This window comes from Cellulomonas fimi (assembly GCF_028583725.1).
Taxonomy (GTDB): domain Bacteria; phylum Actinomycetota; class Actinomycetes; order Actinomycetales; family Cellulomonadaceae; genus Cellulomonas; species Cellulomonas fimi_B.
In genome coordinates this window covers 78766-102263 of record NZ_CP110680.1, presented here as the reverse complement: position 1 = coordinate 102263, position 23498 = coordinate 78766, and the positions used below count along the sequence as shown (strand labels likewise).

Below are 23498 nucleotides of genomic sequence, written 5' to 3'. Positions count from 1 at the left end.
TGCTAGACAGTCGCTCGGTCATGCCCGAGGGCCCGCTCGACGACCCCCGTCAACGGTGACGGTGCAGGTAGCGGGCCCTCGGGCGACCGTGTCCCCGCACCACCGCCCCGGGCGCACCCCGACGGCGGTCACCACGACGAGGTGGTCATGCATGAGGCGTCACATCCTGGCGGGCCTCGCCCTCGCGGTCCTCGCGACGGCGATCGTCCTGTTCTCCGGCCCTGACCTCCAGGGCGTCACCCTCCTCGGCGCCGCGCTCGGCGGGGCCCTCGGCCTCGTGCCCGACCGGTCGCCCGGCGCCCGCGCCGCCGCGTTCGCCGTCGGGTTCCTCGCCGCCTGGCTCGGCTACGCGCTGCGCGCCGCCGCGCTGCCCGACGCCGCCGCCGGCCGCGCCGTCGCCGTCCTCGTCGTCCTCGCCGTCTGCCTCGCCGTCGCCGGCGCGACGCGCGGCCGCCTCCCCCTGTGGGCCGCGCTGCTCGGCGCCGCCGCGATGGCCGGCGCCTACGAGGCGACCTACTCCGACGACCCGAGCGCGTTCGTCGCGTCGTCGGCGGCGACCGCCACGTCGATCCTCCTCGCGGCCGGTGCCGGGTTCCTCGCGACGTCGCTGCTCGGCCCGGTCGTCGAGCAGGACCGCGCGCAGGAGCGGGCCGACGCCCTCGCAGCCGACGACGCGACCGCCCCACGCGGTGCCGTCGCCGAGCCGGAGCCCGTCGGCGCCTACGAGGCGGCCGGCACCCACGCCCCGGCCCGCCCGTACGCCGCACCCGACGCCCGCCGGGGCATGCCCGCCACCCGCCCGTACGACCCGCAGCCGGAGGCCTGACGTGCGCCGCTCCACCACCACCGCGGCCGCCGCCGCGCTGCTCGTCCCCCTGCTCGTCGGCACGGCCGGCTCGTCCGCACTGGCGGCGGGCTCGGGCTCCGGTTCCGGCTCCGGCGACGTCACCGTGACGAACACCGAGACGATCCAGGCCCGCCTGTCCGCGACCGGTGCCCTGCAGGAGGCACGCGTCTACGACCAGCTCGCGTTCACCGGCCGCGGCAGCACGACCGTCGAGAACCCCGTGTCGACCAAGGGCCTGCGCAACCTCGACGGGTTCGGCGGGTACCGGGTCGTCGACGGGCGCCTCGTCGCGACGGTCGACGTCGACGGCGAGCGCCGCGCCCGCACCGTCAGCACCTACGACCGCGACCTCCCGCTGACCGTCGAGGTCGAGTACACGCTCGACGGCGAGCCCGTGCAGCCCGGCGCCGTCGTCGGTCGCTCCGGCACGCTCGGCGTCCACTACACCGTCACCAACACCACCGGGAAGACGCAGGACGTCACCTACGACGACGGCACCGGCACCGAGGCCACCGCGTCCGCCGAGACCGTCGTGCCGATGATCGGCCAGCTCGTCACCGTCCTCCCGTCGACCTTCACCGACGTGCAGTCCGACGAGGCCGGCCTCGCCGGCGACGGCCGCGGCGGCACGCGCCTGCAGTTCCAGATGACGCTGTTCCCGCCCATCGGCTCCGCGACCGCCGAGTTCGGCTACACCGCGCAGGTCCGCGGCGCCGTCGTGCCGCCCGCGACCCTCACCTCGATGCCCGTCTCCCCGCTCGACTACCCGTCGTTCAAGGGCGGCGCGGAGAGCTACCGCTCGGGCGCGCAGAAGGGCGTCGACCTCACCGCGGGCGCGACCCAGATCGACGACTCGGTCCTCCAGCTCCACGACGGCGCCAGCCAGCTCCTCGCCGGGCTCCTCGAGCTCCGCGACGGTGCCGCCGAGCTCTCGTCGGGCCTCAACGACTCCGCCGCCCCCGGCGCGGCCCGGCTCGCCGCCGGCGCCGAGCAGCTGGACGACGGGTTGGCGGAGGCGCGCGCGAAGGCGCCCCAGCTCCTCGACGGGCTGGCCCGCGTCGACGCCGGGCTCGCGAAGGTCGACGCCGGCCTCGTCACCATGTACGGGACCGTCGGCGCACTGCCCACCAAGGCGAAGGAGCTGCACGACGGCATCACGCGGCTCCGCGCCGGCATCGGCTCGACGACGACCCCCGACACGCTCCTCGCCGGCGTCGACCAGCTCCGCCGGCAGGTCGGCGTGGCCGCACCGGCCGCCCTCGCGTCGATGGCGGCGGGCGTCTACAACGTGAGCGCCACCGAGCCCGGCGCCTATCAGCGGCTCGGGTGCGCGATCACCGTCATCGGCCACGTGCGCAACGGTGTGGCCGCCGGCTCGGACCCGTGCTACCCCAACGGTGCCCGCCCTGCGATGAACCCGACGGTCGACCCGGTGAACTGGTACGTCCTGGGCGTGCTCGCCGACCAGCTCCGCGCGGGCCAGGCCGCGCTCGCCGACCCAGCGGCCCTGGGCAACCCCGACTCCCCCGCCTTCTACGGGAGTGCGCCCGCGGCCGACGCGACGCTCCAGCAGGCGCTCACCTTCCTCCAGGGGCGCCTGACGCACATCGCGAACCCGGGCCTGACCTCGGTCGAGTGCGGACTGAGCTCCGCGTCGCTCCCCGGCGTCTGCGATCCCGCGAAGGACGGCCTCCTGGAGGGGCTCGTCCGCGTCGACGCCGGGGTCAGCAGGCTGGTGTCCGAGGTCGTCTCGGGCGTGCAGAAGGCCGTCGGCGACGCCGACGACACCGAGGCCGACGGCACCCTCCGCGGCGGGATCCACGCGCTCCAGTCCGGCAGCGACCAGCTCGGGGCCGGTGGTGACGCCCTGGCGTCGGGCCTCGGGCGGCTCGGGACCGGGGCGGCGCGCCTGCACGCCGGCGCCGACGAGCTCGCGGACGGCATCGACCGGGCGGCCGACGGCTCGACGCTCCTCGCGGACGGTCTCGTGTCGGCCTCGGAAGGTGCGCCGAAGCTCGTCGACGGCACGCAGCAGCTCTCCGACGAGGGCACCTCGCAGGTCGTCGCGAGCGGCCAGGCCACGGCCGAGGACTTCGGCGTGAAGTACGCGGTCCTCGCCGCCGGTGCGGAGCGCGCGCAGGCCGAGGGCATGGCCTACGGCGCTCCCGAGGGTGCGGTCGGCGCGACGGCGTACTCGATCGAGATCGCCGGGGTCGACGGCGCGGGCGCGACGAACCTCGGTCGGCTCGTCGCGGCGATCGCCCTGTTCGCCGCGGGCATCGGCCTGGCGACGCTGGTCCGCCGCCGGCTGGCCTGACGACTGGGGTCCGGTGGCGTGTCGCTCTCGCAGGAGACACGCCACCGGCGCAGATCGCGGTCGAGGTCAGTCCGACGGTTCGTCGATCACCACTTGGGTGCGGATGCTGTCGAGGATCGGCGCAGTCGCAGCCCACAGCTCCCGGAGGTCTTCGATGCAGGCCTCGATGAGCGCGTCGGGATCGACTACCCCGTCTGCGGGCTCGACGTAGCGCCAGAATGGCCACCACCGAGACGCGTTTCCGTCCAGGTCCTTGCGGACATCCGCGAGCGCGGCCTCGAGCGAACGTCGACCTGCGGGGTCGTCCATCGCTGCGTCGTATCTGACAGCGACATACGGCCATGTGTCGCCGCGTCCTGGGATGAGGAGAGCGCTCAGCTGCCACTCCACGACGACTGCGACCTCGGCGAGGACCGGACCCACCCAGTCTCGCCGACGCAGCCCGAATCCGGGGCGGTCACCATCGTCGAGATCGCCGTCGCGCACCTCGACCCCGAGCTCGGTAGCAAGCTCGTCGATCATCGGTCCCATCTCGAGGAGGCACCGATGCAGGAGGGCACGACCCTCTGAACGAAGGGTCACCCAGGTCTCGATGTCGCCTCTGTGGTCCAGATAGAACCAAGCGCGCGCATCGTCCTGGCTGCGAGCGCGACCACCACCTTGCTCAGACACGGTGATACGCCTCCAACGTCTCGATGAAGTCCTCTACCCCCGGCCGTGGTCGTCGCCCCACCACGGCGGCGCGCAGCAGCGCTGCCACGTCGGCCCAGGTCAGTGCCTGCCACTGGCCTGCTGAACGTCGCGCGGTCCGAGGCGTCCGACGGCCTCGCGTCAAGAAGACGAAGCACGGTCGGGTCTGCTGCACGAGTAGGTGACAGCGGGTCTCAGGCGGCGAGTGCGACCTGAGGGGTGTTGATGGTCTCGTACTCGATGGGGGTCAGGCGACCGAGTCGCGCTTGGCGTCGGCGGCGGTGGTAGGTCCGTTCGATCCAGACGATGATCGCCAGGCGCAGCTCGTCGCGGGTGGTCCAGCGGCGCCGGTTCAGGACGTTGTTCTGCAGGAGTGAGAAGAACGACTCCATCGCGGCGTTGTCGCCCGCGGAGGCGACCTGGCCCATCGACCCGACCAGGTCGTGGCGGGCCAGCTCGCGCAGGACCTTGCGGCTTCGGAACTGGCTCCCACGGTCCCCGTGAACGATGCACCCGGCCACGTCACCGCGACGTTGCACGGCGCTGGCCAGGGCGTTCACCGCGATGTGGGACGTCATGCGGTCACTGATCGAGTACCCGACGATCCGGTTGGAGAACACGTCCTTGATCGCGCAGAGGTAGACCTTGCCCTCGCTCGTGGGGTGCTCGGTGATGTCCCACAGCCACAACCGGTTCGGTCCGTCGGCGGTGAACACGCGCAGCACAAGGTCGTCGTGCGCCGGCGGCCCGGCCTTCTTGCCACCTCGGGGGCGTCTCTTGCCGAACACCGACCACCAGCCGTTGGACGAGCAGATCCGCCACACCGTGCGGTCGCAGGCGACCAGACCGGCGCGGGCGGCTTCGTCGGCGAGCAGCCGGTGGCCGAACTCCGGATCGTCGCGGTGGGCGTCGAACAACGCGTCCGCGAGATACGCCTGCTCGAGCTCACGCGCACCGACGGGTGCGTCGAGCCAGCGGTAGTAGGGCTGTCTGGCGAGCTTGAGAACCCGACACGTCACCGCCACGGGCACCCCGTTGGCGGCGAGCTCACTCACGAGCGGGTAGAGCCTTTTCCCGGCAGCTGCGCCTGCGAGAGATACGCCGCTGCGCGACGCAGCACCTCGTTCTCCTGCTCCAGCAGCCGGATCCGCCGACGCGCCTCACGCAGCTCGACCGACTCCGAGGCGGTCACGCCCGGACGGTTGCCGTCCTCGACGTCCGCGTCACGCAGCCAGTTGCGCAGACACGACTCGGCGATCCCGAAGTCGTGCGCGATCTGCTTGATCGGGGCCTCGCCACGGCGGGCGACCGCCACGACGTCCCGGCGGAACTCCATGGGATAGGGCCTGGGCACGGTGCACATCCTTCCAGCGGGGACCGCGTCCCCACAGGTCAGGTGTCACCCATCCGTGCAGCAGACCCGTCCGATGTCCTCGCCCCAGAGGTCGGCCAGCCGGTCGAGCTGGTCGGGTTGTTCAGCGGCGTAGACCTTCGCCTCGATCACGAGGGTCCACGAGGGTCCGTAGACGACAAGGTCGGCACGCGTCTCCCGTCCCGACTCGCGCTCGCGGCGCGCCTCCTCCGTGACGACGTCGATCTCCGCGTCGGGCGGGAGCGGTGGTAGTCCGACCCTCTCGGCGATCAGGTCGAGCAGCGCCCGGCCCATGCGGTGACGCCCATCAGGGCGGAGCAACCATGCGAGTGCACGTGTGAGAACTACCTCGTTGTGCTGCATCCAGAGCGCGCCCATGAGTGTCGGCTCGCCAGATGTCCAGTTTCCGTCTGCCGCGACCCTGCTCTGCTCGGCTCGCATGACGGCGAGCCGATCCCCCCACTCGGCCACCTCTCTGACCACGACGGCCACCGCACACCGCTCGATGCGCGCCCACTCCGTTCGCAACATCGCGATGCGGTCGTCCCAGTCAGACGCACCGGACGGTTCGTTCGGCCTCATGGCGCACGCCCTCCCACGGACACCGTTGATCGCGGTCCATGCGTGCGGCGCCTGCACGAGTCCTCACCCGGCCAGAGCGGACCGAGGCCAGGGCCGGCACCCTGCCAACCTTGGCACGAGTCAGCGGGGCAGCGTGAGGATCTCCGCGCCGACGTCGGTGATCGCGACGGTGTGCTCGGAGTGGGCGGTGCGGCAGCCGGTCGCGCTGCGCAGCGTCCAGCCGTCGGGGTCGGTGACGAGCTCGTCGGTGTCGGCCATGACCCACGGCTCGAGCGCGAGCAGCAGGCCGGGTCGCAGCGTGTACCCGCGGCCGGGGCGGCCCGTGTTGGGGACGTGGGGGTCCTGGTGCATGGTCGTCCCGACGCCGTGCCCGCCGAACTCGGTGTTGACGGGGTAGCCGGCGTCCGTGAGGACGGTGCCGATCGCGTGCGAGACGTCGCCGAGCCGCACGCCGGGCCCGACGGCGGCGATCGCCGCGGCGAGCGCGCGCTCGGTCGCCTCGATGAGGGCGACGTCCTCGGCCCGCGCGCCGGAGCCGACGACGAAGCTGATCGCCGCGTCGGCGACCACTCCCCCGAGCGACACCGCGAGGTCGAGCGTGAGCAGGTCGCCGTCCGCGAGCGCGTAGTCGTGCGGGAGCCCGTGCAGGACGGCGTCGTTGACGGACGTGCAGATGTAGTGGCCGAACGGCCCGCGCCCGAAGGACGGCGCGTAGTCGACGTAGCAGGACTCGGCGCCCGCGTCGGCGATCATCCGCTGGGCCCAGCGGTCGATGTCGAGCAGGTTGGTGCCGACGGTCGCGCGGCCGCGGAGGGTGTGGAGGATCTCGGCGACGAGTGCGCCGGTGTCACGGGCACGCAGCACCTCGGTGGGCGTCAGGATCTCGATCATCGGGCCAGGCCCCTCCGCGGTTCGGATAACTATCCCGGCCATACTATCCCGGTATTACTATCGGCCGTATGGTCCGGTTGCCGCTGACGCCCGACGAGGTCGCCCGAGGGCAGCGCCTCGGTGCGCTGCTGCGACGTGCGCGGGCCGACAGGTCGATCCTCACCGTCGCGCTCGACGCCGGCATCTCGCCCGAGACGCTGCGCAAGATCGAGTCCGGCCGCGTCGCCACCCCCGCCTTCCCGACGATCGCCGCGATCGCCGACGTCCTCGGCCTCTCGCTGGACGCGGTGTGGGACGCGATCAAGGGCCCGGACGCGCTCGACCAGGCCGGTGCTGACGGCACCCGTCTCGCCTCGTAACCGCCCGGACCACCCCACCCCCAGGCGTCGCCCCCGCAGCGTCGCACTCCCCGCCCGACCCCGGAGCCCCTGACTCGTGATCTCCACCCTGCTCGTCGCCCACCCCTGGTTCGGCCCGACGGTGCTCGCCGTCCTCGTGGTGGCCGGCCCGCTGCTCGGGCGGTGGCTCCTCGGCCGCCCGCCCCGGCTGTCGTGGATCCTGTGCGCGCTCTCGCTCGTGCCCGTCGTGCTCCTGACGCTCGTCCCGACGCAGCGCGAGGTGTTCGAGCGCTGCGCGGTCGGCTGGGTGCTCCCGACGTTCGGCCGGGTCGAGCTGCTCGCCAACGTCCTGCTGTTCGTCCCGCCCGTGCTGCTCGCGGCCGTCGCGACCCGTCGGCCGCTGCTCGCGCTGCTGGGCGGCGTCCTCGCGTCGGCGGGCATCGAGGCCGTGCAGGCGCTGCTGCCGGTCCTGGGCCGCTCGTGCGACACGAACGACTGGCTCTCGAACGCGATCGGTGCCGCGCTGGGTGCGGCGCTCGCCACCGTCGCGCTCGTTCTGGCACGACGTCCTCGCCGGCGGGCCGACGCCGTGGAGCCGACGGCCGACGCCGTGCGCTGACCAGGACGCGACCGCCCGCGGGACCCGCCGCGCCCGTCCCCCCGAGCCCGACGCCACCTCGACCCGTGGCCTCCCCTCGGGGTCAGGCCAGCCCGCCGACGTAGACGCCCCGCGCCCGCAGCTCGGCGATGCCCGGCGTCGTGCCCGGCAGCCCTTCGACGTCGACGCCCAGCAGGGCCGGCGCGTCCACGAGCGGCCGCAGGTCGGCCACCGGGTTGCCGCCGATCCACAGCTCGTCGAGCGCGGGCATCCGCGCGAGCGGCGCGACGTCCACGACGCCGTTGTCGCGGACGTCGATCTTGGTCAGGCTCGCAGCGCCCGCGAGCGGCGCGAGGTCGACGACGGCGGCGTGCGACACGTCGAGCTCGATCAGCCCGGTGGACCCGACGAGCGGCGACAGGTCCGACACCCCCGTGCCGCCCAGGCCGACGAACCGCAGCGAGGTCGTCCCCGCGAGCGGACCCAGGTCGCGCACACCGGTCCCCGACAGGCCCAGGTCGTCGAGCGGCAGCCCTGCCAGCGGTGAGAGATCCGCGACCCGGGGGTTGTTCGTCAGGCGCAACGACGTGAGCCGGGTCAGCGCCGCGAGCGGCCGCAGGTCGGCGACGTCCTGGCCGGTCAGGTCGATCCGCTGCACCGAGGTGAGCCGCTCGAGACCGTCGAGCGACCGGACCTGCGCACCGCCGCTGCCGCGCGGGCAGTCGACCGTGAACACCTCGTCGAACCGGCGCGGCGCGAGCCCGTCACCCCGGCCCGCGCCGAGGGCCCGTTCGAGGCACGCCGCGAGGACGGGATCAGCCACGACCTCGTCGACGACGCGCCGCTCCGCCACCCGCACGCCGGACGCGGTGCCGACGGCGACCACCACGACGGCCGCCACGCCGAGAGCGACCAGCCGTCGCCGCCGCAGGGTCGCCCTGCGCTCCTCCGGTCCGACCGTCCGGGCGGACGACTCCCCGCCCCCCAGCCGGCGCCACGCGACCACGGCGCACGACCCGGCGACGACCGCTGCCGTGGCGGCGACCAGGCCCGCCGCGACCACCCCGTCCTGCAGGACCGTCGCGAGCGACGACGGTCCGCCGCGGTACCGGGCGACCGCCGCGACCGTCCGCGCGGTCCACGCGGCCGCGGAGAGGGCGGTCGCCGACGCGCCGACCACCACGGCCAGCGCACCCCCGACGGCAGGACCCCGGCGCCGCAGCAGGACGCCGACCCCGGCCACGCCCACCCCGGCCCCCACGCACGTGAGCCACACGCCCGCGAGCGTGCGCGGCGACGACACGAGCAGCCAGATCCACGGCCGGGACGGGAGGCGCGGGGCCGCAGGGTCCGCCGACACGACGAGCACCCCGGCGACGACCGCCACCACGCCCGCCGCCACGACACCCGCGACGACACCGGCGCCGCGCGACGTCAGGCGGCGCGCTCCGGGTGGGACCGACGTCGACCCGTCCGCCGGCGCCTCGACGCTCGCGGTGTCCGGCCCAGCGGGCGACCGCCGCGCCACCCCACCCAGCAGGAGCGCGACCGCGGGGACGAGCCCGAGCACCAGGACCAGCAGCGGCAGCGCGTCCCCGCGCAGCGCCCACTGCGCCTCGACGGCGTCCGACGGTGCGCCCTCCCCGAGCAGCGCGCGGAACCCGTCGCCGACCGTCGCCCACGTCCCGCCGCCGACCAGGGTCGCGGCGGTCCAGACCCCCACGACGGCGACGACGCCCGCACCGGCCCGCCGCAGGTTGTCGAACCGCGCCCCGTCGGGCATCCCGTCTCCTGTCCGTCGCTCGGCGGCCACCGGGTCCGGCGCCGGGCCGACCGTACCCAGCGGGCACCGAGCCCCGGACCGGGTCGGCGTCGAAGTGTCGTGAAGGCTCTGCGCGGATCGTCACCGTCGCGCGACGGCGACCTGCACGCCGCGCCGTCGGCCGCGTCCGACGCCGGAGTACGGTGAAAGGCGTGAGCACCGGGCTGCTCGACCGCGACCGCGAGCTGGCCACGCTGACCCGGCACCTCACCTCGATCCGGGCCGGTGCGGGCCGGGTGGTCGTCGTCGAGGGTCCGGCCGGGATCGGCAAGTCCAGCCTCCTGGCGGCCGCCACCCGGGTCGCTGCCGCGGACGGCTTCGTGGCGTGCTCGGCGCGGGGCGGACCGCTCGAGTGCGACGCGGTCTGGGGCATTGCCCGCCAGCTGTTCGAGCCGGTCCGGAGGCGCGACGACTGGGCGGACCTGACGACCGGCGCCGCGGCACTGGCCGGTCCCGCGCTCGCGCTGGCCGCACCCGAGCCCGCTCCCGGCGGCGACGCGATGCACGCGGCGGTGCACGGGCTGGTCTGGCTCGCCAGCAACCTCGCCGAGCGCCAGCCGGTGCTCCTCGTGGTCGACGACGCCCACTGGGCGGACGCGTCGTCCCTGCGCTGGCTCGCCACGCTGTCGCGTCGGCTCGTCGACGTCCCGGTCGGGGTGCTGTGCGCGGTCCGCTCCGGCGAGCCGGCCCCCTCGGCCGACCTCCTGGCCGAGCTCCTGGCCGCGGCGCCCGACCCGACCGTGCGGCTGCGTCCCCTGAGCCTCGCCGCCGTGGAGGGCATCGTCGTCGGCGCGCTGCCGGGTGCCGAGCCGGCGTTCGTCGAGGCCTGCCACGCCGCGAGCGCCGGCAACCCGTTCCTGCTGGGCGTCCTCGTCGCGCAGGTGCAGGCCGAGGGCATCGCCCCGACGCGGGCGTCGGCCGAACGGCTCGACCAGGTCGTGGCCGACCAGGCGGCACGGAGCGTCGTCCGGCAGCTCGCGCGCCTGCCTGCCGGTGCCGACCGGCTGGCCGGTGCGCTGGCCGTGCTGGGTCGGGACGCCCCCGTGCGGCACGCCGCCGTGCTCGCGGGGTGCCCGCCGCGGGAGGCTGCCGCGCTCGCCGACGCGATGCGCGCCGCCGGGCTCGTGCGCGGCGAGCACGAGCTCACCCTGGCGCACCCGCTGATCGCGTCGTCGCTCTCCGCGCACCTGGGGCACGGGGAGCGGGCACGGCTGCACCGGCAGGCCGCCGACCTGCTCGCCGGGGAGGCGGCCGAGCCCGAGCGGGTGGCGCTGCACCTGCTCCGCACCGACCCCGGTGCCGACGCCGCGGTGGTGCACACGCTGCGAGCCGCGGCTGCGAGGGCGGGCGCTCGCGGCGCGCCGGAGAGCGCGGCAGCGTACCTGCGTCGCGCGCTCGTCGAGCCTCCGGCGGACCGGGAGACCTCCGCCGCGGTGCACCTCGAGCTCGGCCTCGCCCAGGCGGCGCGGTGGCAGCCCGACGCGCCGGCCCTGCTGCGCACGGCGGTCGCGCTCGCCGACCCGTCGCACCTGCGGGTCGCGACGGCCCTGCGGGGGGCTCGCGCGCTGGGGATCGCGGGGATGTTCGAGGAGGCCATGGACCTGGCGCGGCGAGGGCTCGCGGGCACCGCGACGGACCGGGCCGTCCCGGGCGCCGCCGAGGAGCGCGAGCGCCTGGAGCACGAGCTGGTCATGGACGCCGCGATGCAGGCCGGCACCCACGCCGAGGCCGTCCGACGGCTCCGCGCCGCGCCGTCGGACCCGCTGCTGCCGGGCCTGGCCGCCGTGAACGCGGCGATGGGCGCCACCTGGGCCGGGCTCCCGGCGACGACGGTGAGCCGGCTGCTCGCGCCCGCGCTGGTCCGTGACGTGTTCCGCACCGACATGGACTCCCTGCTCCCGACCGCCGCGGCCGTCGTCCTCGTCGGCATCGACGAGCTCGACGCCTCGATCGCGTGGTCGACGGCGCTGATCGACGTGGCGCGTCCGCGGGGGTGGCTGCTCGCCCTCACGCAAGGGTGTCTCCGGCGGTCGATGGCCCTGGTGCGCGCGGGCCGGATCCGCGACGCCGAGCCCGACGCCCGCCTGCTGTTCGAGGTCATCCAGGGCAACACCCCGCCCGCGGCGTTCACGTGGGCGCTGCACACGCTCGTCGACGTCCTCACCGAGGCCGACCGCCTGGACGAGGCCGAGACCGTGCTGCTGGAGACGGGCCACACCGGGGCGCCGCCGCCCGGGGCCATGGGCTCGCCGTTGCTCCTGCAGAGCCGCGCGCGCCTGCGGCTCGCGCAGGGGCGCTTCGACGAGGCCTACGCCGACACGGAGGAGGCGCGTGCCCGCTGCGAGGAGCTGACGGTGCAGCACCCGGTCCTCGCGTCATGGCGGGTGACGCAGGTCGAGGCCCTCGTCGCGCTCGGTGAGCGACGACGGGCCGAGGTGGTCGCCCGCGACCAGCTCCGGCTGGCCGACGTGCTCGGCACGCCCGCGGCCCGCGCCACCGGCAGGCGGGCCCTCGCCCAGACGATCGACGGCCCGGCACGCGTGCCGCTGCTCGAGCAGGCGACGGACCTCGCCGCGTCCTCGCCAGCGCGGCTCGAGCACGTCCGCTGCCTCGTGGACCTCGGGGCGGCGCTCCGACGGTCGAACCGGCGGGGCGACGCGCGGCCTCCGCTGCGCGAGGCTCTGGACCTGGCCGACCAGCACGGGATGGCGATGCTGGCCCGGCGCGCCCGCGACGAGCTGCACGCCAGCGGCGCCCGTCCACGACGACCCGCCACGACCGGGCCCGGCGCGCTCACCCCGGCGGAGCACCGCGTCGCGACCCTCGCGAGCCAGGGGGTGAGCAACCGCGACATCGCCGGGCAGTTCTACGTCACCCGGCGCACGGTGGAGACGCACCTGACGCACGCCTTCCAGAAGCTCGGTGTCCGCAGCCGCGCCGAGCTCCCCGGCGCCCTCGGTCAGCCGCACCTCACGCGGCCGGGACCGACGGGTGCGGCCGCCCGCTGACGTCAGGTGTGGGCCTGGAAGAACGCGACGACCTGCTGCCGGAAGTCGCTCGTGAGGACGTGCGACCCGTACAGCTCGTTGATCTGGCGCTGCGCCTCGGCCTGGAAGTCCGCCGTGAAGGACGGCCCGGGCGACACGACGGCCCAGTTGATCGCGCTCGCCGGCCCGACCGGGACCGAGCACGCGTCGAGCTGGGCGCCCGCCCGGAGGTCCGCGACCGCGTCGGCGGAGTCGGCGGGGCTCACGCTCGACGTCGGGTCGCTGATGCGCTCGAAGGCCTCGGGCAGCAGGCCGGCCGGCTCGTTGACGTAGAACTGCCAGTCGACCCCGCTGGCCGCGATCGCCGCCCAGTTCGCGACGAGTCCCGGGTCGGTGGGTGGGATGCGCCGGTCGTTCCGGCCCACGACCCACAGGGTCGGGGGCGGCAGGAAGACCGCGTTCGAGAACGTGCTCGCGACGCCCCGGACGTTGAACAGCGCGAGCGCCCGGGCGGGCGTGAACACCGTCGCGAGGCTCGCGAACGCGCCGCCCGACGAGAAGCCGAGGTAGTAGACGTCCGACCCGCCGAACCCGAGGAGGGTGATCAGCGCGTCCACGTTGACGAGGTCCTGGTTCGTCACGGGGTCGGCCGTCATGTCGTAGTCACCGCTCGGGCCGGCGCTGTCCAGCGCCGCGACCGCGTAGCCCGCGTCGACGAGCGCCTCGACCTGGAGCCGGTTCTCCATCAGCCGGAACCAGACGCTCCCGCCGCCTCCGCCGTCGAACAGGACGACCAGCCCGATCGCGCCTGCCGGGACGTGGTGCCGCACCGTCGCCCCGTTGACGTTCGTCACGGTGAGCGTCCAGGTGAAGCTCGGTGGTGCGTTGTCTTCTCTGTGCCAGCACATGGTCGACTCCTCACCCCGCCGAGGTCAGGGTCTCGATGTCGGACAGCTCGTCGTCCGTGAAGATCGGTGGCAGCGGGCTGTGCACGCGGACGTTGACCATGATCTCGTCGGCGTCGCCGACGGGGTCCTCGCCGAGGACCGAGCGGGCGACGGTGTGACGCTCGACGACGCCTTCGAAGACCTGGTCCCGCTCTCCGTCGGTGACCTCGAACCGGTGCCGCGGGAACTCCGTGAGCGTCGGTCCCTTGATCCCGCCGTCGGAGCCGTGCGCGGTGGTGTGCGCGTGGAAGTTGAGCCCGAGGGCCGCCAGGTGCCGGTCGATGGGCGTGAAGGTGGCGTCGTACTCGACGCGCAGCGTGACCTGGCCCTCGGACTCGCTCAGGGTCAGGTTGGGGTTGGTGATGCTGGGCATGATCCGTCTCCCGGGTGTGCCTGCCGAGGCGCTGGTCGCCTCCGTCGGCACGAGCCTTCGCCCCGCGGCGGTGCCGCACATCGTGGTGAGCACCACGAGGATCCGTGCGGTGCCCCCGCACCGGGACCGGGCGACGTCACGGCCTAATCGATTCCGCTGCCGGAGCGCCCCTGACCGGCTCCGCGTGCGCCCTAGCGTGGACGGAGCCTCCCCCCGACGACCGTGCCGGCCGGCCCTCGTGGTGACGGCACCCTCACCAGTCGTCCGTCCAACGAAGGACCGCCATGTCATGGAACACCCACCGCCGAGGGCCGCGCCGGGCCCGCGTCGCCGCCGTCGCGGTCGCCGCGGCCCTGGCCGTGTGCGGCGTCGTCGCCCCGCAGGCGGCGTTCGCGGCCCCCGACCCGGGCTCGCAGGTCAAGGTCAACCAGGTCGCCTACGTGCCGGGCGTCGCCAAGGTCGCGACGCTGGTCAGCACGTCGACGTCACCCGTCGTCTGGACGCTGCGGAACGCGGCCGGGACGACGGTCGCGTCCGGGCAGTCGATCGTGCGGGGCGCCGACGCGCTGTCCGGCGACTCGACCCACCAGATCGACTTCTCGACGTTCGACACCCCGGGCTCGGGCTACGTGCTGTCCGCCGGCGGCGCGAGCAGCCTCCCCTTCGACATCTCCGCGGACCCCGTCAAGAAGCTGCGGTACGACGCGCTCGCGTTCTTCTACCACCAGCGCAGCGGCATCGCGATCGAGTCGCAGTACGTCGGCAGCACGTACGCGCGGGCGGCCGGGCACCTGGGCGTCGCGCCGAACCAGGGCGACACCAGCGTCCCGTGCCGGCAGTCGTGCGGGTACAGCCTCGACGTGCGCGGCGGCTGGTACGACGCCGGTGACCAGGGCAAGTACGTCGTCAACGGCGGCATCGCGACGTGGCAGCTGCAGAACGCGTACGAGCGGACGCTGCACGTCGCGGGCGCCGACGCCACGGCGCTGGCCGACGGGACGATGGCGATCCCCGAGCGCGCCAACGGCGCCCCGGACGTCCTCGACGAGGCGCGGTGGGAGGTCGAGTTCCTGCTCCGCATGCAGGTGCCGGCCGGCCGCACGGACGCCGGGATGGTGCACCACAAGATCCACGACGAGAACTGGACGGCGCTCCCGACGATCCCCGCGCGGGACAGCCAGCGCCGGCTCCTGTCGCCCGTGAGCACCGCGGCGACGCTCAACATGGCCGCGGTCGCCGCGCAGGCGTCGCGGCTGTGGAAGACGTACGACCCGACGTTCTCCGCGAAGGCGCTCTCCGCGGCGCAGACCGCGTACGCGGCCGCCAAGGCCAACCCCAACCGTCTCGCCTCGAGCACCGACGGGACCGGCGGTGGCGCGTACAGCGACAGCTCCGTGACGGACGAGTTCTACTGGGCCGCCGCCGAGCTCTACGCGACGACCGGCTCCGACACCTACCGCGCGGACGTCACGGGTTCGCCGCTCTACAAGGGCGGGAGCTTCGCGCAGCGCGGCTACGACTGGGGCTGGACCGGCGGGCTCGGCGACACGACGCTCGCGCTCGTCCCGACCGGGCTCCCCGCGGCCGACGTCGCCGCGACCCGCGCCGCGATCGTGTCGTTCGCCGACGCGGCGCTGACCCGCCAGAACGCCCAGGCCTACCCTGCACCGAACAACGCGGGCTCGGTCTACTACTGGGGCTCGAACGGCCAGGTGGCCAACAACGCGAACGCCCTGGCGCTGGCGTACGACTTCACCGGCCAGTCGAAGTACCGCACCGGCGTCTACGCGACGCTCGACTACTTCCAGGGCCGCAACCCGCTGAACCAGTCGTACATCGCGGGCTACGGCGAGCGGGCCGTGCAGAACGTGCACCACCGCTTCTGGGCGCACCAGGCCGACGCGTCCCTGCCGATCGCGCCGCCGGGGTCGTTCTCGGGCGGCCCGAACAGCGAGCTGCAGGACCCGATCGCCGCGGCCCAGCTCGGCGGCTGCGCGGCCCAGAAGTGCTTCGTCGACCACATCGAGGCGTACTCGGTCAACGAGGTCGCGATCAACTGGAACTCGGCGCTGGCCTGGCTCGCGAGCTGGGCCGCCGAGAAGGCGGGCACCGCGCCGCCCGTCGACACGACGCCGCCGACCGTCCCGGGCACGCCGACCGCGAGCGCCGTGACGGACACGTCGGTCACCCTGACCTGGACCGCGTCGAGCGACCCCGAGAGCGGCGTCGCCGGGTACGACGTGATCCGCATCGCGGGCGACGCGCTGCAGATCGTGGCGTCGACCACGACCACCTCGGCGACGGTGACGGGCCTGACGCCCAGCACCTCGTACACGTTCGTCGTCCGGGCCCGCAACAACGCCCGCCTGTCCTCCGACTCGGCGTCCGTCACCGTGCGGACCACCGGCACCACCGCCGACCTGCCGCCCAGCACGCCGGGCGTCCCGGTCGCGTCGGCGATCACGCAGACCGGTGCCACGCTCACGTGGACGCCCTCGACCGACGACAAGGGCGTGACCGGGTACGACGTCCTGAGGGCGCAGGACGGCACCGTCGTGGCGACGTCGAGCACCCCGTCGGTCACGCTCACCGGCCTGGCCCCCGGAACCGACCACGTGCTCACGGTCCGGGCCAAGGACACCGCGGGCCAGCTCTCCGCCCTGTCGCCCAGCGTCACCTTCCGGACGCTCCCCGACGTCACCACCCCGCCGCCCGGCGCGTGCCGCGTCGCCTACACGGCGAACTCGTGGGGCAACGGCTTCACCGCCTCGATCACGGTGACCAACACCGGGTCGGCGCCGTGGTCGTCGTGGCAGCTGGGCTTCACCTTCCCGGGCGACCAGAAGGTCACGCAGGGGTGGAGCGCCACCTACAGCCAGACGGGGTCGGCCGTGACCGTGACCAACGCGCCGTGGAACGGCACCGTACCCGCCGGCGGCTCGACGAGCATCGGCTTCAACGGCTCGTACAGCGGCACGAACACCACGCCGACGGCGTTCACCGTCAACGGGGCGCCCTGCGTCTGAGCCGTCCGGCTCCCGCCACGGGGCACCCCACGCAGCACGGCGACGACGGCCGCCGGTCCACGTGACCGGCGGCCGTCCGCCCCGTGCGGCCTCGTGCACGGGCACCCGCCTACGCTGGAACCGTCGAGCACGAGCGCCTCGCGTCGAGAGAGTGGTCGCCATGGTCCGGACCGGGTACCAGGACGTGCGGCTGGGTGAACGACCGGAACGCGCCGCCTCGTCGGCCCGCTCGCACGCCGCTCGGGACGTGTCGAGGGTCGTCGCACCGGACCGGGCCCGCGTGCACGCGCCCGACGCGGCCCAGATCCGGCTCGTCCAGCGCACCGCCGGCAACCGGGCTGCGACCCGTCTCCTCGATGTGCGCGCACGCCCCGTGCCCGTCCAGCGAGGTCAGGAGGGCGGCGACCCGACCCCAACCCCTCAGCCGGGAGCGGGGAACGAGCCCGCGACGTTGGTGCGGTTCGGTGCGCTGCTCGAGAAGTCCGTGGGGCCGAAGGTCGAGGGTGCCGTCACCCGGATCCTGCTCTGGAAGACCGATGGGCCGGTCGCCCACAAGCAGCACTGGTGGCTCATCCTCGAGGCGTCGTCCCCCGAGGGCGCCACGGGCTGGTTCCAGCTCGACCTGACCCTCGCCGACGGACCTCGCGTGCTCTGGGGTGCGGGCGCGCACAAGGCGAACTCGCTCGTCCAGCAGGTCGCCGTGCCCGAGGGCCTGACGTCGGGCGCGGTGGTCGACGCTGCGCGCGGTGTCGCCGCCACGGCGTACCACTACAACCCAGCGGCTCTGCCGCAGCCGACGGACTACCCCCGGTACAGCTGCCAGAACTTCGTCCGCGACGTCGCCGCACGGACAGGCATCACGCTGTGACCCGTGCCGAGGCGTCCCTCGCTCACGGCGACGCGCTCTCCCGCCGAGATAGGACCTTGGTCGCATGAGGTGAGGCATGCCTCACTCCTACGGTCGGGCCGTGGACCTCGCCTCGTGCCCCGCCCGCACGCACGTCCGGATCCTCGCCGTCGACGTCCCCGGCGCGGCGGGCCTGCGGCTGCGCGAGCTCGGGTTGCGCCCGGGCGCGCTGGTCGAGGTGACGCACGACGTGCGCGCGCAGGGCAGGGTCGTCGCGGTCGGCGCCGAGCGGTTCGCCGTCGACCGGCCCACGTGCCGCCGCATCGACGTGGCGCTCGCGGCATGACGTGCCATGAGACGCCGGTGCCCGTCGCGCCGACGAGCCGGCCGACCGTCGCGCTCGTCGGCAGCCCGAACGTCGGCAAGTCGACGCTGTTCAACCGCGTGACGGGCGCCCGGCAGCGCGTCGTCAACGCGCCGGGCACGACGGTCGAGCTCGCGACGGGCGTGTGGCGGGCGGCCGACGTCGACCTGGTCGACCTGCCGGGCGCGTACTCGCTGCTCGCCCGGACGCCCGACGAGCAGGTCACCGCGGACACCGTCGGCGGTGCCGCGCACGACCTCGCGCTGGTCGTCGTGCTGGTCGACGCGTCGGCCGTCGAGCGATCGCTCTACCTCGTCGGCCAGCTCGCCCACGCCGGCGTGCCCGCGGTCGTGGGCCTCACGATGCGCGACGTCGCCGCCGCCCGCGGGCTGCACGTCGAGCCGGGCGCGCTGGCCCGGGCGCTCGGCGTGCCCGTCGTCGGTGTCGACCCGCGGACCGGTGCCGGGGTCCCCGCGCTGGTCATGGCCGTGCGCGCGGCCCTGACCGCGCCCCAGCACCTCACGCCGCCGCGCGCCGGTGCGTCCGACGGTGCCGGAGACGTCTGGGCCGACGCCGAAGGACTGTTCGCGTGGGTGCAGCAGGTCTGCGCCCGTGCAGGGCTGACCGGCGACGCCCGGCCCGCCGTCCGGACGTGGTCCGACCGCATCGACGAGGTTCTGCTGCGTCCGTGGATCGGCCTGCCCGTGCTGCTCGCGGTCATGTGGGCGCTGTTCGAGCTGGTCACGGTCGCTGCCGCGCCGCTCATGGACGCCGTCGACGGTGTCGTCAACGGGTGGCTCGGCGGCGTGCTGCGCACGGTGCTCGACCCCGCGCCCGACTGGGTCGGCGGGTTCGTGCTCGACGGCGTCGTCGCGGGCGTCGCCACCGTCCTGTCGTTCGTCCCGCTGATGGCGCTGATGTTCGTCGCCGTCGCGCTGCTCGAGGACTCCGGCTACCTCGCGCGGGCGGCCTTCGTCGCCGACCGCGCGATGGCCGCTCTCGGGCTCGACGGCCGCGCGGTGCTGCCGCTCGTCGTCGGCTTCGGGTGCAACCTGCCCGCGCTGTCCGCGACGCGAGTCCTGCCGGACGCCCGCCAACGGCTGCTCACCGGCCTGCTGATCCCCCTGACGTCGTGCACGGCACGCCTGACCGTCTACCTCATGCTCGCGGCCGTCTTCTTCCCGGACAGCGCGGGCCTCGCGGTCCTCGGCCTCTACGTCGTGTCCGCGCTGCTCGTCGTCGGCGCCGGCGTGCTGCTGCGCCGCACGGCGTTCCGCGACCTCCGTCGCGAGCCCTTCGTCCTCGCGCTCCCCGCGTACCAGCGCCCCCGGCTGACGTCGATCGCGACGACCACGTGGGTGCGCGTGCGGTCGTTCGTGACGAAGGCCGGCTCGATCGTCGTCGCGACCCTCTCGGTCGTCTGGCTCCTCATGGCCGTCCCCGCGACGCCGGGCCACACGGTCGCCGACGTGCCTGTCGAGGACAGCGTCTACGGCCGGGTGGCCGAGTCCGTCGCACCCGTGCTCGCGCCCGCCGGCTTCGACGACTGGCACGCGTCCGCGGCCCTCATGACGGGCTTCGTCGCGAAGGAGGTCGTCGTCGGCTCGATGGCGCAGACCTACGCCGTCGCCGAGCCGGAGGACCCGACGCGACCCGGCGACCTCGGCGCGCAGCTCCGCGCGACGTTCGACCGGACCTCGGGCGGCGCCGGTGCGGCCGCGGCCCTCGCGTTCATGGTGTTCGTCCTCGCCTACACGCCGTGCCTCGCGACGCTCGCCGAGCAGGTCCGGCTGTTCGGCGCCCGCTGGACCGCGAGCGCGGTGGCCGCGCAGCTCGTCCTCGCGTGGGTGCTCGCCGTCGCGGTGTTCCAGGTGGGACGGCTGCTGTGACCACGCTCGCCGCGGTGGTCCGGGAGACGCGGGCAGGCCGTCGTCCCGCCCGCGTCGCCGCCCGCCTCGGGATGTCGGTGGGCGCCGTCGAGGCCGCGCTCGACCACGCCGAGTCGCTCGGGCTCGTCCTCCGCCCGACCGCTGGGTGCACCGACTGCGCGGCGACCACCGACGCGCGCCCGCCCGGCTGCGCGGGCTGCCCGTTCGCCCGCTGACCTGCCGCCTGCCGACGTCCGCGACCCGGTCGTCGCGCGCGTCGATCGTCGTGAGCGCCGACGCCCCCGGGGGCGGCGACCGGACCGTCACGGCGACGTGCGCGGCCCCGCGCTCGATCAGCCCCGCCGGTCGGGTCCGCCCGGCTCAGCCGAAGGTGCGGAAGAACCCGCCGACGTCGACGACCAGGTCGGTCAGCGCCGAGTGGCTGTAGAACGACACCTTCCCGCCGTCGCCGATCCGCGAGATCACCATGTTCGGGTCGTCACGGCCGGGCACGAGGTTGAGATTGGACACGCTCGGCGGCGCGCCAGGTCCGGTCGGGAACACCCGGATGACCGTGAGGTACTGCGGCCGGGCACCGGTCACGTTGAACACCGCCGCCGTCGCGTCCGCCGGGATTCCCGCCGTGCCCGCCACGGCGAGCGAGCGCGTGACCCCCGGGTACATCGGCCCGCCGGGCAGGCCCTGACCGGTCCGGGTGTCCGCGAGACGCTCGGGGTCCATCGCCGTGAACCCGTTGGCACCGGTCGGCGTGTAGTAGCCCGCCAGGTCCGCCACCAGGTACATGTCGACGTTGTGCGAGTAGAGGCGGATCTTCCCGCCCCACCCGACCTTCACCGTCACCAGGTTGGGCTGGTCGCGACCGGGGATGAGGTTGAGGTTCGAGACCTCCGGCATCCACGTGTTCTGGTACGGCTCGGGGGCGGGGTAGACGCGGACCGTCGTGCGGGCGGCCGGGTTCACCCCGGTGACGTTGAGGACGACCGCGGTCGCGTCGGCCGGCACGCCGTTGCGCCCGGCGACCTGCAGCTCGACGTAGCTGCGCGCCCGGACCATGCCCTTCGGCCCGCCCGCCTCACCCGTGCGCAGGTCCATCACGCGCACCGGCGACACCGGCTGGTACGCCGTCGCACCACCGCTGCTGTAGTACCCCGCCAGGTCGACGACGATGTCCGTCGTCGTCCACACCGCCGAGATGCGGACGTGCTGGTCACGGCCCAGCTTCACGGTCACGAGGTTCGGCTGGTCGACGCCGTGCGCGAGGTTGAGGCTCGACGTCGACGGCTCGGTCGTCACGCCGACCGCGGGCGTCGGGAAGACGCGGACGAACCCGTTGCCGCGGGGCGCGGCCGCCGTGACGTTGAGGACGACGGCCGTCGCGTCGGCCGGCACGAGGTCGCCGAGGTCGACGTCGACCGGACGGCCGGGGTAGATCGGCCCGTAGCCCTGACGCGTGTCGAGCACACGGTACGGGTCGACCGGCGTGAAGCGCTGACCGGCGGCCCCGACGGTGAACCAGCTGCGGACGGTCTCCGTCATGACGTCGCCGCCGGTGTCGGTCATGCCGGTGACCCGCAGCTCGTAGTGGCCGCCGACCGTGAGGTCGGCCGCGGGACGCAGCGTCACGCTGGTCGCGGTCGTCGCGACGGGCACGAGGGTCACGGCCTTGCCGTCCGAGCCGACGAGCCGGACACCGTCGCCCGCGCCCGCCGCGAGCTGGCGGCGGCTGGTCACCGTGAGGTCCGGCCGCACGCCGACACCCGACGAGTACGCCGCCGGGTCGACGGACCACACCCACGCCCCGGCACCGGCCGGGTCGACCGGGCCGCTGCTCGCGTCGTAGCGGCGGATCGACAGCGTGGGGGTCTCGTCGTCCAGGCCCTGCGGACCGACCCCGACGTACACCGGCCCGTTCGCGGGGGCGCGGTAGACGTGCTCGCGGCCCCCGGAGTACCCGATCTCCCGACCGTCGGCGTCGAGCACCGTCGCGACCGGCGTACGCCCGCCCTCGACGGCGATCCAGTAGTCCGCGCCCGCGGTGGCCGTGAACCGGACCCAGTCGATGTCACCCTCGGCCTCGAGGTCCACCGGCCCGGCGACCGGGAGGGTGACCGGCCGTGCCGTCGCCGGCAGGTCGTCGACGGTCTCGTCGGAGACCCTGCGGTCCAGCGGGGGCGCCGGGGTGAGGCCGAGCGCCGCCGCGGCGTCGACGATCCCGCGCCCGAAGTACGGGTCGACCCCGCGCGGACCCGCGTCGCGCGCGGTCGCCATCAGCCGCTCGGCGACCTTGTCCGGCGTCCACGTCGGGTTCTTGGCGGCCACCAGCGCGGCCGCACCGCTCACGAACGGCGCCGCGAACGACGTGCCCGTCCCGAACCCGTACCCGTTCGCGCCCATCGTCCCGACCGCGTCGAACCCGGGCGCCGCGATCGACACCGCGTCGTTCCACGACGAGCCCGACCCCCGCTCGCCGCGCACGAGCGAGCCGTCGCCGTCCGTCATCGAGACGGACAGCACGCCGGGGATGTCGGCGGCGTACGCGGCCGGGTACTGCGGGACGTCGTCGGACGTGTTCCCCGCGGCGATCACCACGACCGAACCGCGGGCCACGGCACGCTGCAGCGCGGTCTTCAGCACGGGCGACTCGGCGGGGCCGCCGAGCGACAGGTTGATGACGTCCGCGCCCCGCGTCGACGCCCAGTCGATGCCGGTCGCGACGCCCGAGTCCGTGCCGTACCCGTTGTCGTCGAGGACACGCACCGGCATCAGGGACGCCTTGTACGCCGCACCGACCGTGCCCAGACCCTGCGCGCCGGCGGCGGCGATCCCGGCCACCATCGTGCCGTGCGCGACCAGGCCCTCGGGGGTGCCGTTCCCCTCGATGACGTCCCATCCCGGGAGCACCCGGCCGCTGAACTCCGGGTGGCTGGTCGCGATCGCCGAGTCGAGAACCGCGATCGTCGTGCCCGCACCCGTGCTGACCTCCCACGCGGAGGGCAGCGTCGTGAGCTCCAGGTGCGCCCACTGGTAGTCGAGGTACTCGTCCCCGCCCCACTCCTGCACGCCGAACGCGGACCGCACGTGGTCGAGCTGCACCTCCGCGACCCGGGGGTCGTCCGCGAGCTGCTCGACGACGGCCTCGGCCTCACCGGGCGGCGTCTCGACCGCCACGAACCCGGTGCTCCCGACGGCGCCGTCGAGCGTCGCGTCCGCGGCGGCCAGCGCCGACCGCTGCACCAGGTCGGCGGTGCCGGGCTCGAACCGGACGAGCACCCGGTCCGGCGCCGCCGGTGCCTCGCCCGTCGTCCCGGCGGTGGTCTCAGCCGTGGACTCGTCGGGGGTCTGCACGACCTCACCCGGCTGTGCGTCGGACGGCTCCGGTGCCGTCGGCTCGGCCGCGCCGGGCGGCGCGAGGAGCACGAGGACCAGGGACACGACCGCGCCCGCGGACGCCGCCGAGAGGGCGGTACGACGACGCAGCCGGTGAGGCTGGAGGGTCATGGGAGTCCTCGCTCGAGTCCGACCGGACGCCCCAAACCGGGGCCTGAGGGGTATATCGGCACGCCACCCCCGAGACCTGAGCATGACAGCCGCATCCGCGAGCGAACCAG

General features: G+C 74.6%; 18 protein-coding genes. 10 read left to right on the top strand and 8 right to left on the bottom strand.

Going from position 1 to position 23498, the window contains the following annotated elements:
- Positions 1-151: 151 nt before the first annotated feature.
- Complete coding sequence (locus OOT42_RS00465; protein WP_273653019.1) at positions 152-826, top strand: hypothetical protein; 675 nt, start codon at positions 152-154, stop codon at positions 824-826.
- A 1-nt stretch (position 827) separates the two neighbouring features.
- Positions 828-3164 carry a hypothetical protein gene (locus tag OOT42_RS00460; RefSeq protein WP_273653018.1) on the top strand — a complete coding sequence of 779 codons (2337 nt, stop codon included), beginning with the start codon at positions 828-830 and terminating at the stop codon, positions 3162-3164.
- A 66-nt stretch (positions 3165-3230) separates the two neighbouring features.
- Here OOT42_RS00460 and OOT42_RS00455 read toward each other — a convergent pair whose 3' ends face one another.
- From OOT42_RS00455 to map, 4 genes are all read right to left on the bottom strand, one after another.
- On the bottom strand, positions 3231-3686 hold the full coding sequence (locus OOT42_RS00455) for a hypothetical protein (protein WP_273653017.1): 456 nt from the start codon (positions 3684-3686) through the stop codon (positions 3231-3233).
- 362 nt (positions 3687-4048) lie between these two features.
- A protein-coding gene (locus OOT42_RS00450) for an IS3 family transposase (protein WP_273653016.1) occupies positions 4049-5208 on the bottom strand; the annotation gives its coding sequence in 2 pieces (ribosomal slippage) (positions 4049-4927 and positions 4930-5208; 1158 coding nt in all).
- A 45-nt stretch (positions 5209-5253) separates the two neighbouring features.
- Positions 5254-5808 carry a PD-(D/E)XK nuclease family protein gene (locus OOT42_RS00445; protein ID WP_273653015.1) on the bottom strand — a complete coding sequence of 185 codons (555 nt, stop codon included), beginning with the start codon at positions 5806-5808 and terminating at the stop codon, positions 5254-5256.
- Positions 5809-5928: 120 nt separating this feature from the next.
- Positions 5929-6699 (bottom strand): type I methionyl aminopeptidase, encoded by a 771-nt coding sequence (gene map / locus OOT42_RS00440; protein WP_273653014.1) that lies wholly within the window; start codon positions 6697-6699, stop codon positions 5929-5931.
- A gap of 68 nt (positions 6700-6767) precedes the next feature.
- Between map and OOT42_RS00435 the strand changes: the two genes are divergently transcribed.
- The gene (locus tag OOT42_RS00435) at positions 6768-7058 is read left to right on the top strand and encodes a helix-turn-helix domain-containing protein (protein WP_273653013.1); all 291 of its coding nucleotides are present in this window, start codon (positions 6768-6770) and stop codon (positions 7056-7058) included.
- 76 nt (positions 7059-7134) lie between these two features.
- Complete coding sequence (locus tag OOT42_RS00430) at positions 7135-7656, top strand: VanZ family protein (RefSeq protein ID WP_273653012.1); 522 nt, start codon at positions 7135-7137, stop codon at positions 7654-7656.
- An 82-nt stretch (positions 7657-7738) separates the two neighbouring features.
- Here OOT42_RS00430 and OOT42_RS00425 read toward each other — a convergent pair whose 3' ends face one another.
- Positions 7739-9418: a leucine-rich repeat domain-containing protein gene (locus OOT42_RS00425; protein ID WP_273653011.1), complete on the bottom strand. Its 1680-nt coding sequence runs from the start codon at positions 9416-9418 to the stop codon at positions 7739-7741.
- A gap of 191 nt (positions 9419-9609) precedes the next feature.
- On the opposite strand from OOT42_RS00425, the gene OOT42_RS00420 reads away from it, so the two are divergent.
- Positions 9610-12465 (top strand): helix-turn-helix transcriptional regulator, encoded by a 2856-nt coding sequence (locus tag OOT42_RS00420; RefSeq protein ID WP_273653010.1) that lies wholly within the window; start codon positions 9610-9612, stop codon positions 12463-12465.
- Between the two features lie 2 nt (positions 12466-12467).
- On the opposite strand, the gene OOT42_RS00415 is transcribed toward OOT42_RS00420, so the two are convergent.
- The gene (locus OOT42_RS00415) at positions 12468-13352 is read right to left on the bottom strand and encodes a hypothetical protein (protein ID WP_273653009.1); all 885 of its coding nucleotides are present in this window, start codon (positions 13350-13352) and stop codon (positions 12468-12470) included.
- A gap of 10 nt (positions 13353-13362) precedes the next feature.
- Positions 13363-13764, bottom strand: a complete 402-nt coding sequence (locus tag OOT42_RS00410) for a hypothetical protein (RefSeq protein ID WP_273653008.1) — start codon at positions 13762-13764, stop codon at positions 13363-13365.
- Positions 13765-14048: 284 nt separating this feature from the next.
- Here OOT42_RS00410 and OOT42_RS00405 point away from each other — a divergent pair, with 284 nt between their 5' ends.
- The 5 genes from OOT42_RS00405 to OOT42_RS00385 all read left to right on the top strand — a co-directional run bounded on the left by OOT42_RS00405 (position 14049) and on the right by OOT42_RS00385 (position 20105).
- Positions 14049-16790 carry a glycoside hydrolase family 9 protein gene (locus OOT42_RS00405; RefSeq protein ID WP_273653007.1) on the top strand — a complete coding sequence of 914 codons (2742 nt, stop codon included), beginning with the start codon at positions 14049-14051 and terminating at the stop codon, positions 16788-16790.
- A gap of 160 nt (positions 16791-16950) precedes the next feature.
- On the top strand, positions 16951-17658 hold the full coding sequence (locus OOT42_RS00400; protein WP_273653006.1) for a hypothetical protein: 708 nt from the start codon (positions 16951-16953) through the stop codon (positions 17656-17658).
- A gap of 100 nt (positions 17659-17758) precedes the next feature.
- Positions 17759-17983 carry a FeoA family protein gene (locus tag OOT42_RS00395; protein WP_273653005.1) on the top strand — a complete coding sequence of 75 codons (225 nt, stop codon included), beginning with the start codon at positions 17759-17761 and terminating at the stop codon, positions 17981-17983.
- A gap of 17 nt (positions 17984-18000) precedes the next feature.
- Positions 18001-19890 (top strand): ferrous iron transport protein B, encoded by a 1890-nt coding sequence (feoB, locus tag OOT42_RS00390; RefSeq protein ID WP_273653004.1) that lies wholly within the window; start codon positions 18001-18003, stop codon positions 19888-19890.
- Positions 19887-20105 carry a hypothetical protein gene (locus tag OOT42_RS00385; protein WP_273653003.1) on the top strand — a complete coding sequence of 73 codons (219 nt, stop codon included), beginning with the start codon at positions 19887-19889 and terminating at the stop codon, positions 20103-20105. The genes feoB and OOT42_RS00385 overlap by 4 nt, the downstream gene beginning before the upstream one ends.
- A 145-nt stretch (positions 20106-20250) precedes the next feature.
- Here the strand turns inward: OOT42_RS00385 and OOT42_RS00380 are convergent, their stop codons facing one another.
- On the bottom strand, positions 20251-23388 hold the full coding sequence (locus tag OOT42_RS00380) for a S8 family serine peptidase (RefSeq protein WP_273653002.1): 3138 nt from the start codon (positions 23386-23388) through the stop codon (positions 20251-20253).
- Positions 23389-23498: the final 110 nt, after the last annotated feature.

Excerpts from the sequence above, each read along its gene's own strand:
- OOT42_RS00445 (WP_273653015.1), bottom strand. The coding sequence starts at position 5,808 with ATGAGGCCGAACGAACCGTCCGGTGCGTCTGACTGGGACGACCGCATC.
- map (WP_273653014.1), bottom strand. The coding sequence starts at position 6,699 with ATGATCGAGATCCTGACGCCCACCGAGGTGCTGCGTGCCCGTGACACC.
- OOT42_RS00465 (WP_273653019.1), top strand. The coding sequence starts at position 152 with ATGAGGCGTCACATCCTGGCGGGCCTCGCCCTCGCGGTCCTCGCGACG.
- OOT42_RS00380 (WP_273653002.1), bottom strand. The coding sequence starts at position 23,388 with ATGACCCTCCAGCCTCACCGGCTGCGTCGTCGTACCGCCCTCTCGGCG.
- OOT42_RS00455 (WP_273653017.1), bottom strand. The coding sequence starts at position 3,686 with ATGATCGACGAGCTTGCTACCGAGCTCGGGGTCGAGGTGCGCGACGGC.
- OOT42_RS00425 (WP_273653011.1), bottom strand. The coding sequence starts at position 9,418 with ATGCCCGACGGGGCGCGGTTCGACAACCTGCGGCGGGCCGGTGCGGGC.
- OOT42_RS00415 (WP_273653009.1), bottom strand. The coding sequence starts at position 13,352 with ATGTGCTGGCACAGAGAAGACAACGCACCACCGAGCTTCACCTGGACG.
- OOT42_RS00410 (WP_273653008.1), bottom strand. The coding sequence starts at position 13,764 with ATGCCCAGCATCACCAACCCCAACCTGACCCTGAGCGAGTCCGAGGGC.
- OOT42_RS00435 (WP_273653013.1), top strand. The coding sequence starts at position 6,768 with ATGGTCCGGTTGCCGCTGACGCCCGACGAGGTCGCCCGAGGGCAGCGC.
- OOT42_RS00400 (WP_273653006.1), top strand. The coding sequence starts at position 16,951 with ATGGTCCGGACCGGGTACCAGGACGTGCGGCTGGGTGAACGACCGGAA.
- OOT42_RS00405 (WP_273653007.1), top strand. The coding sequence starts at position 14,049 with ATGTCATGGAACACCCACCGCCGAGGGCCGCGCCGGGCCCGCGTCGCC.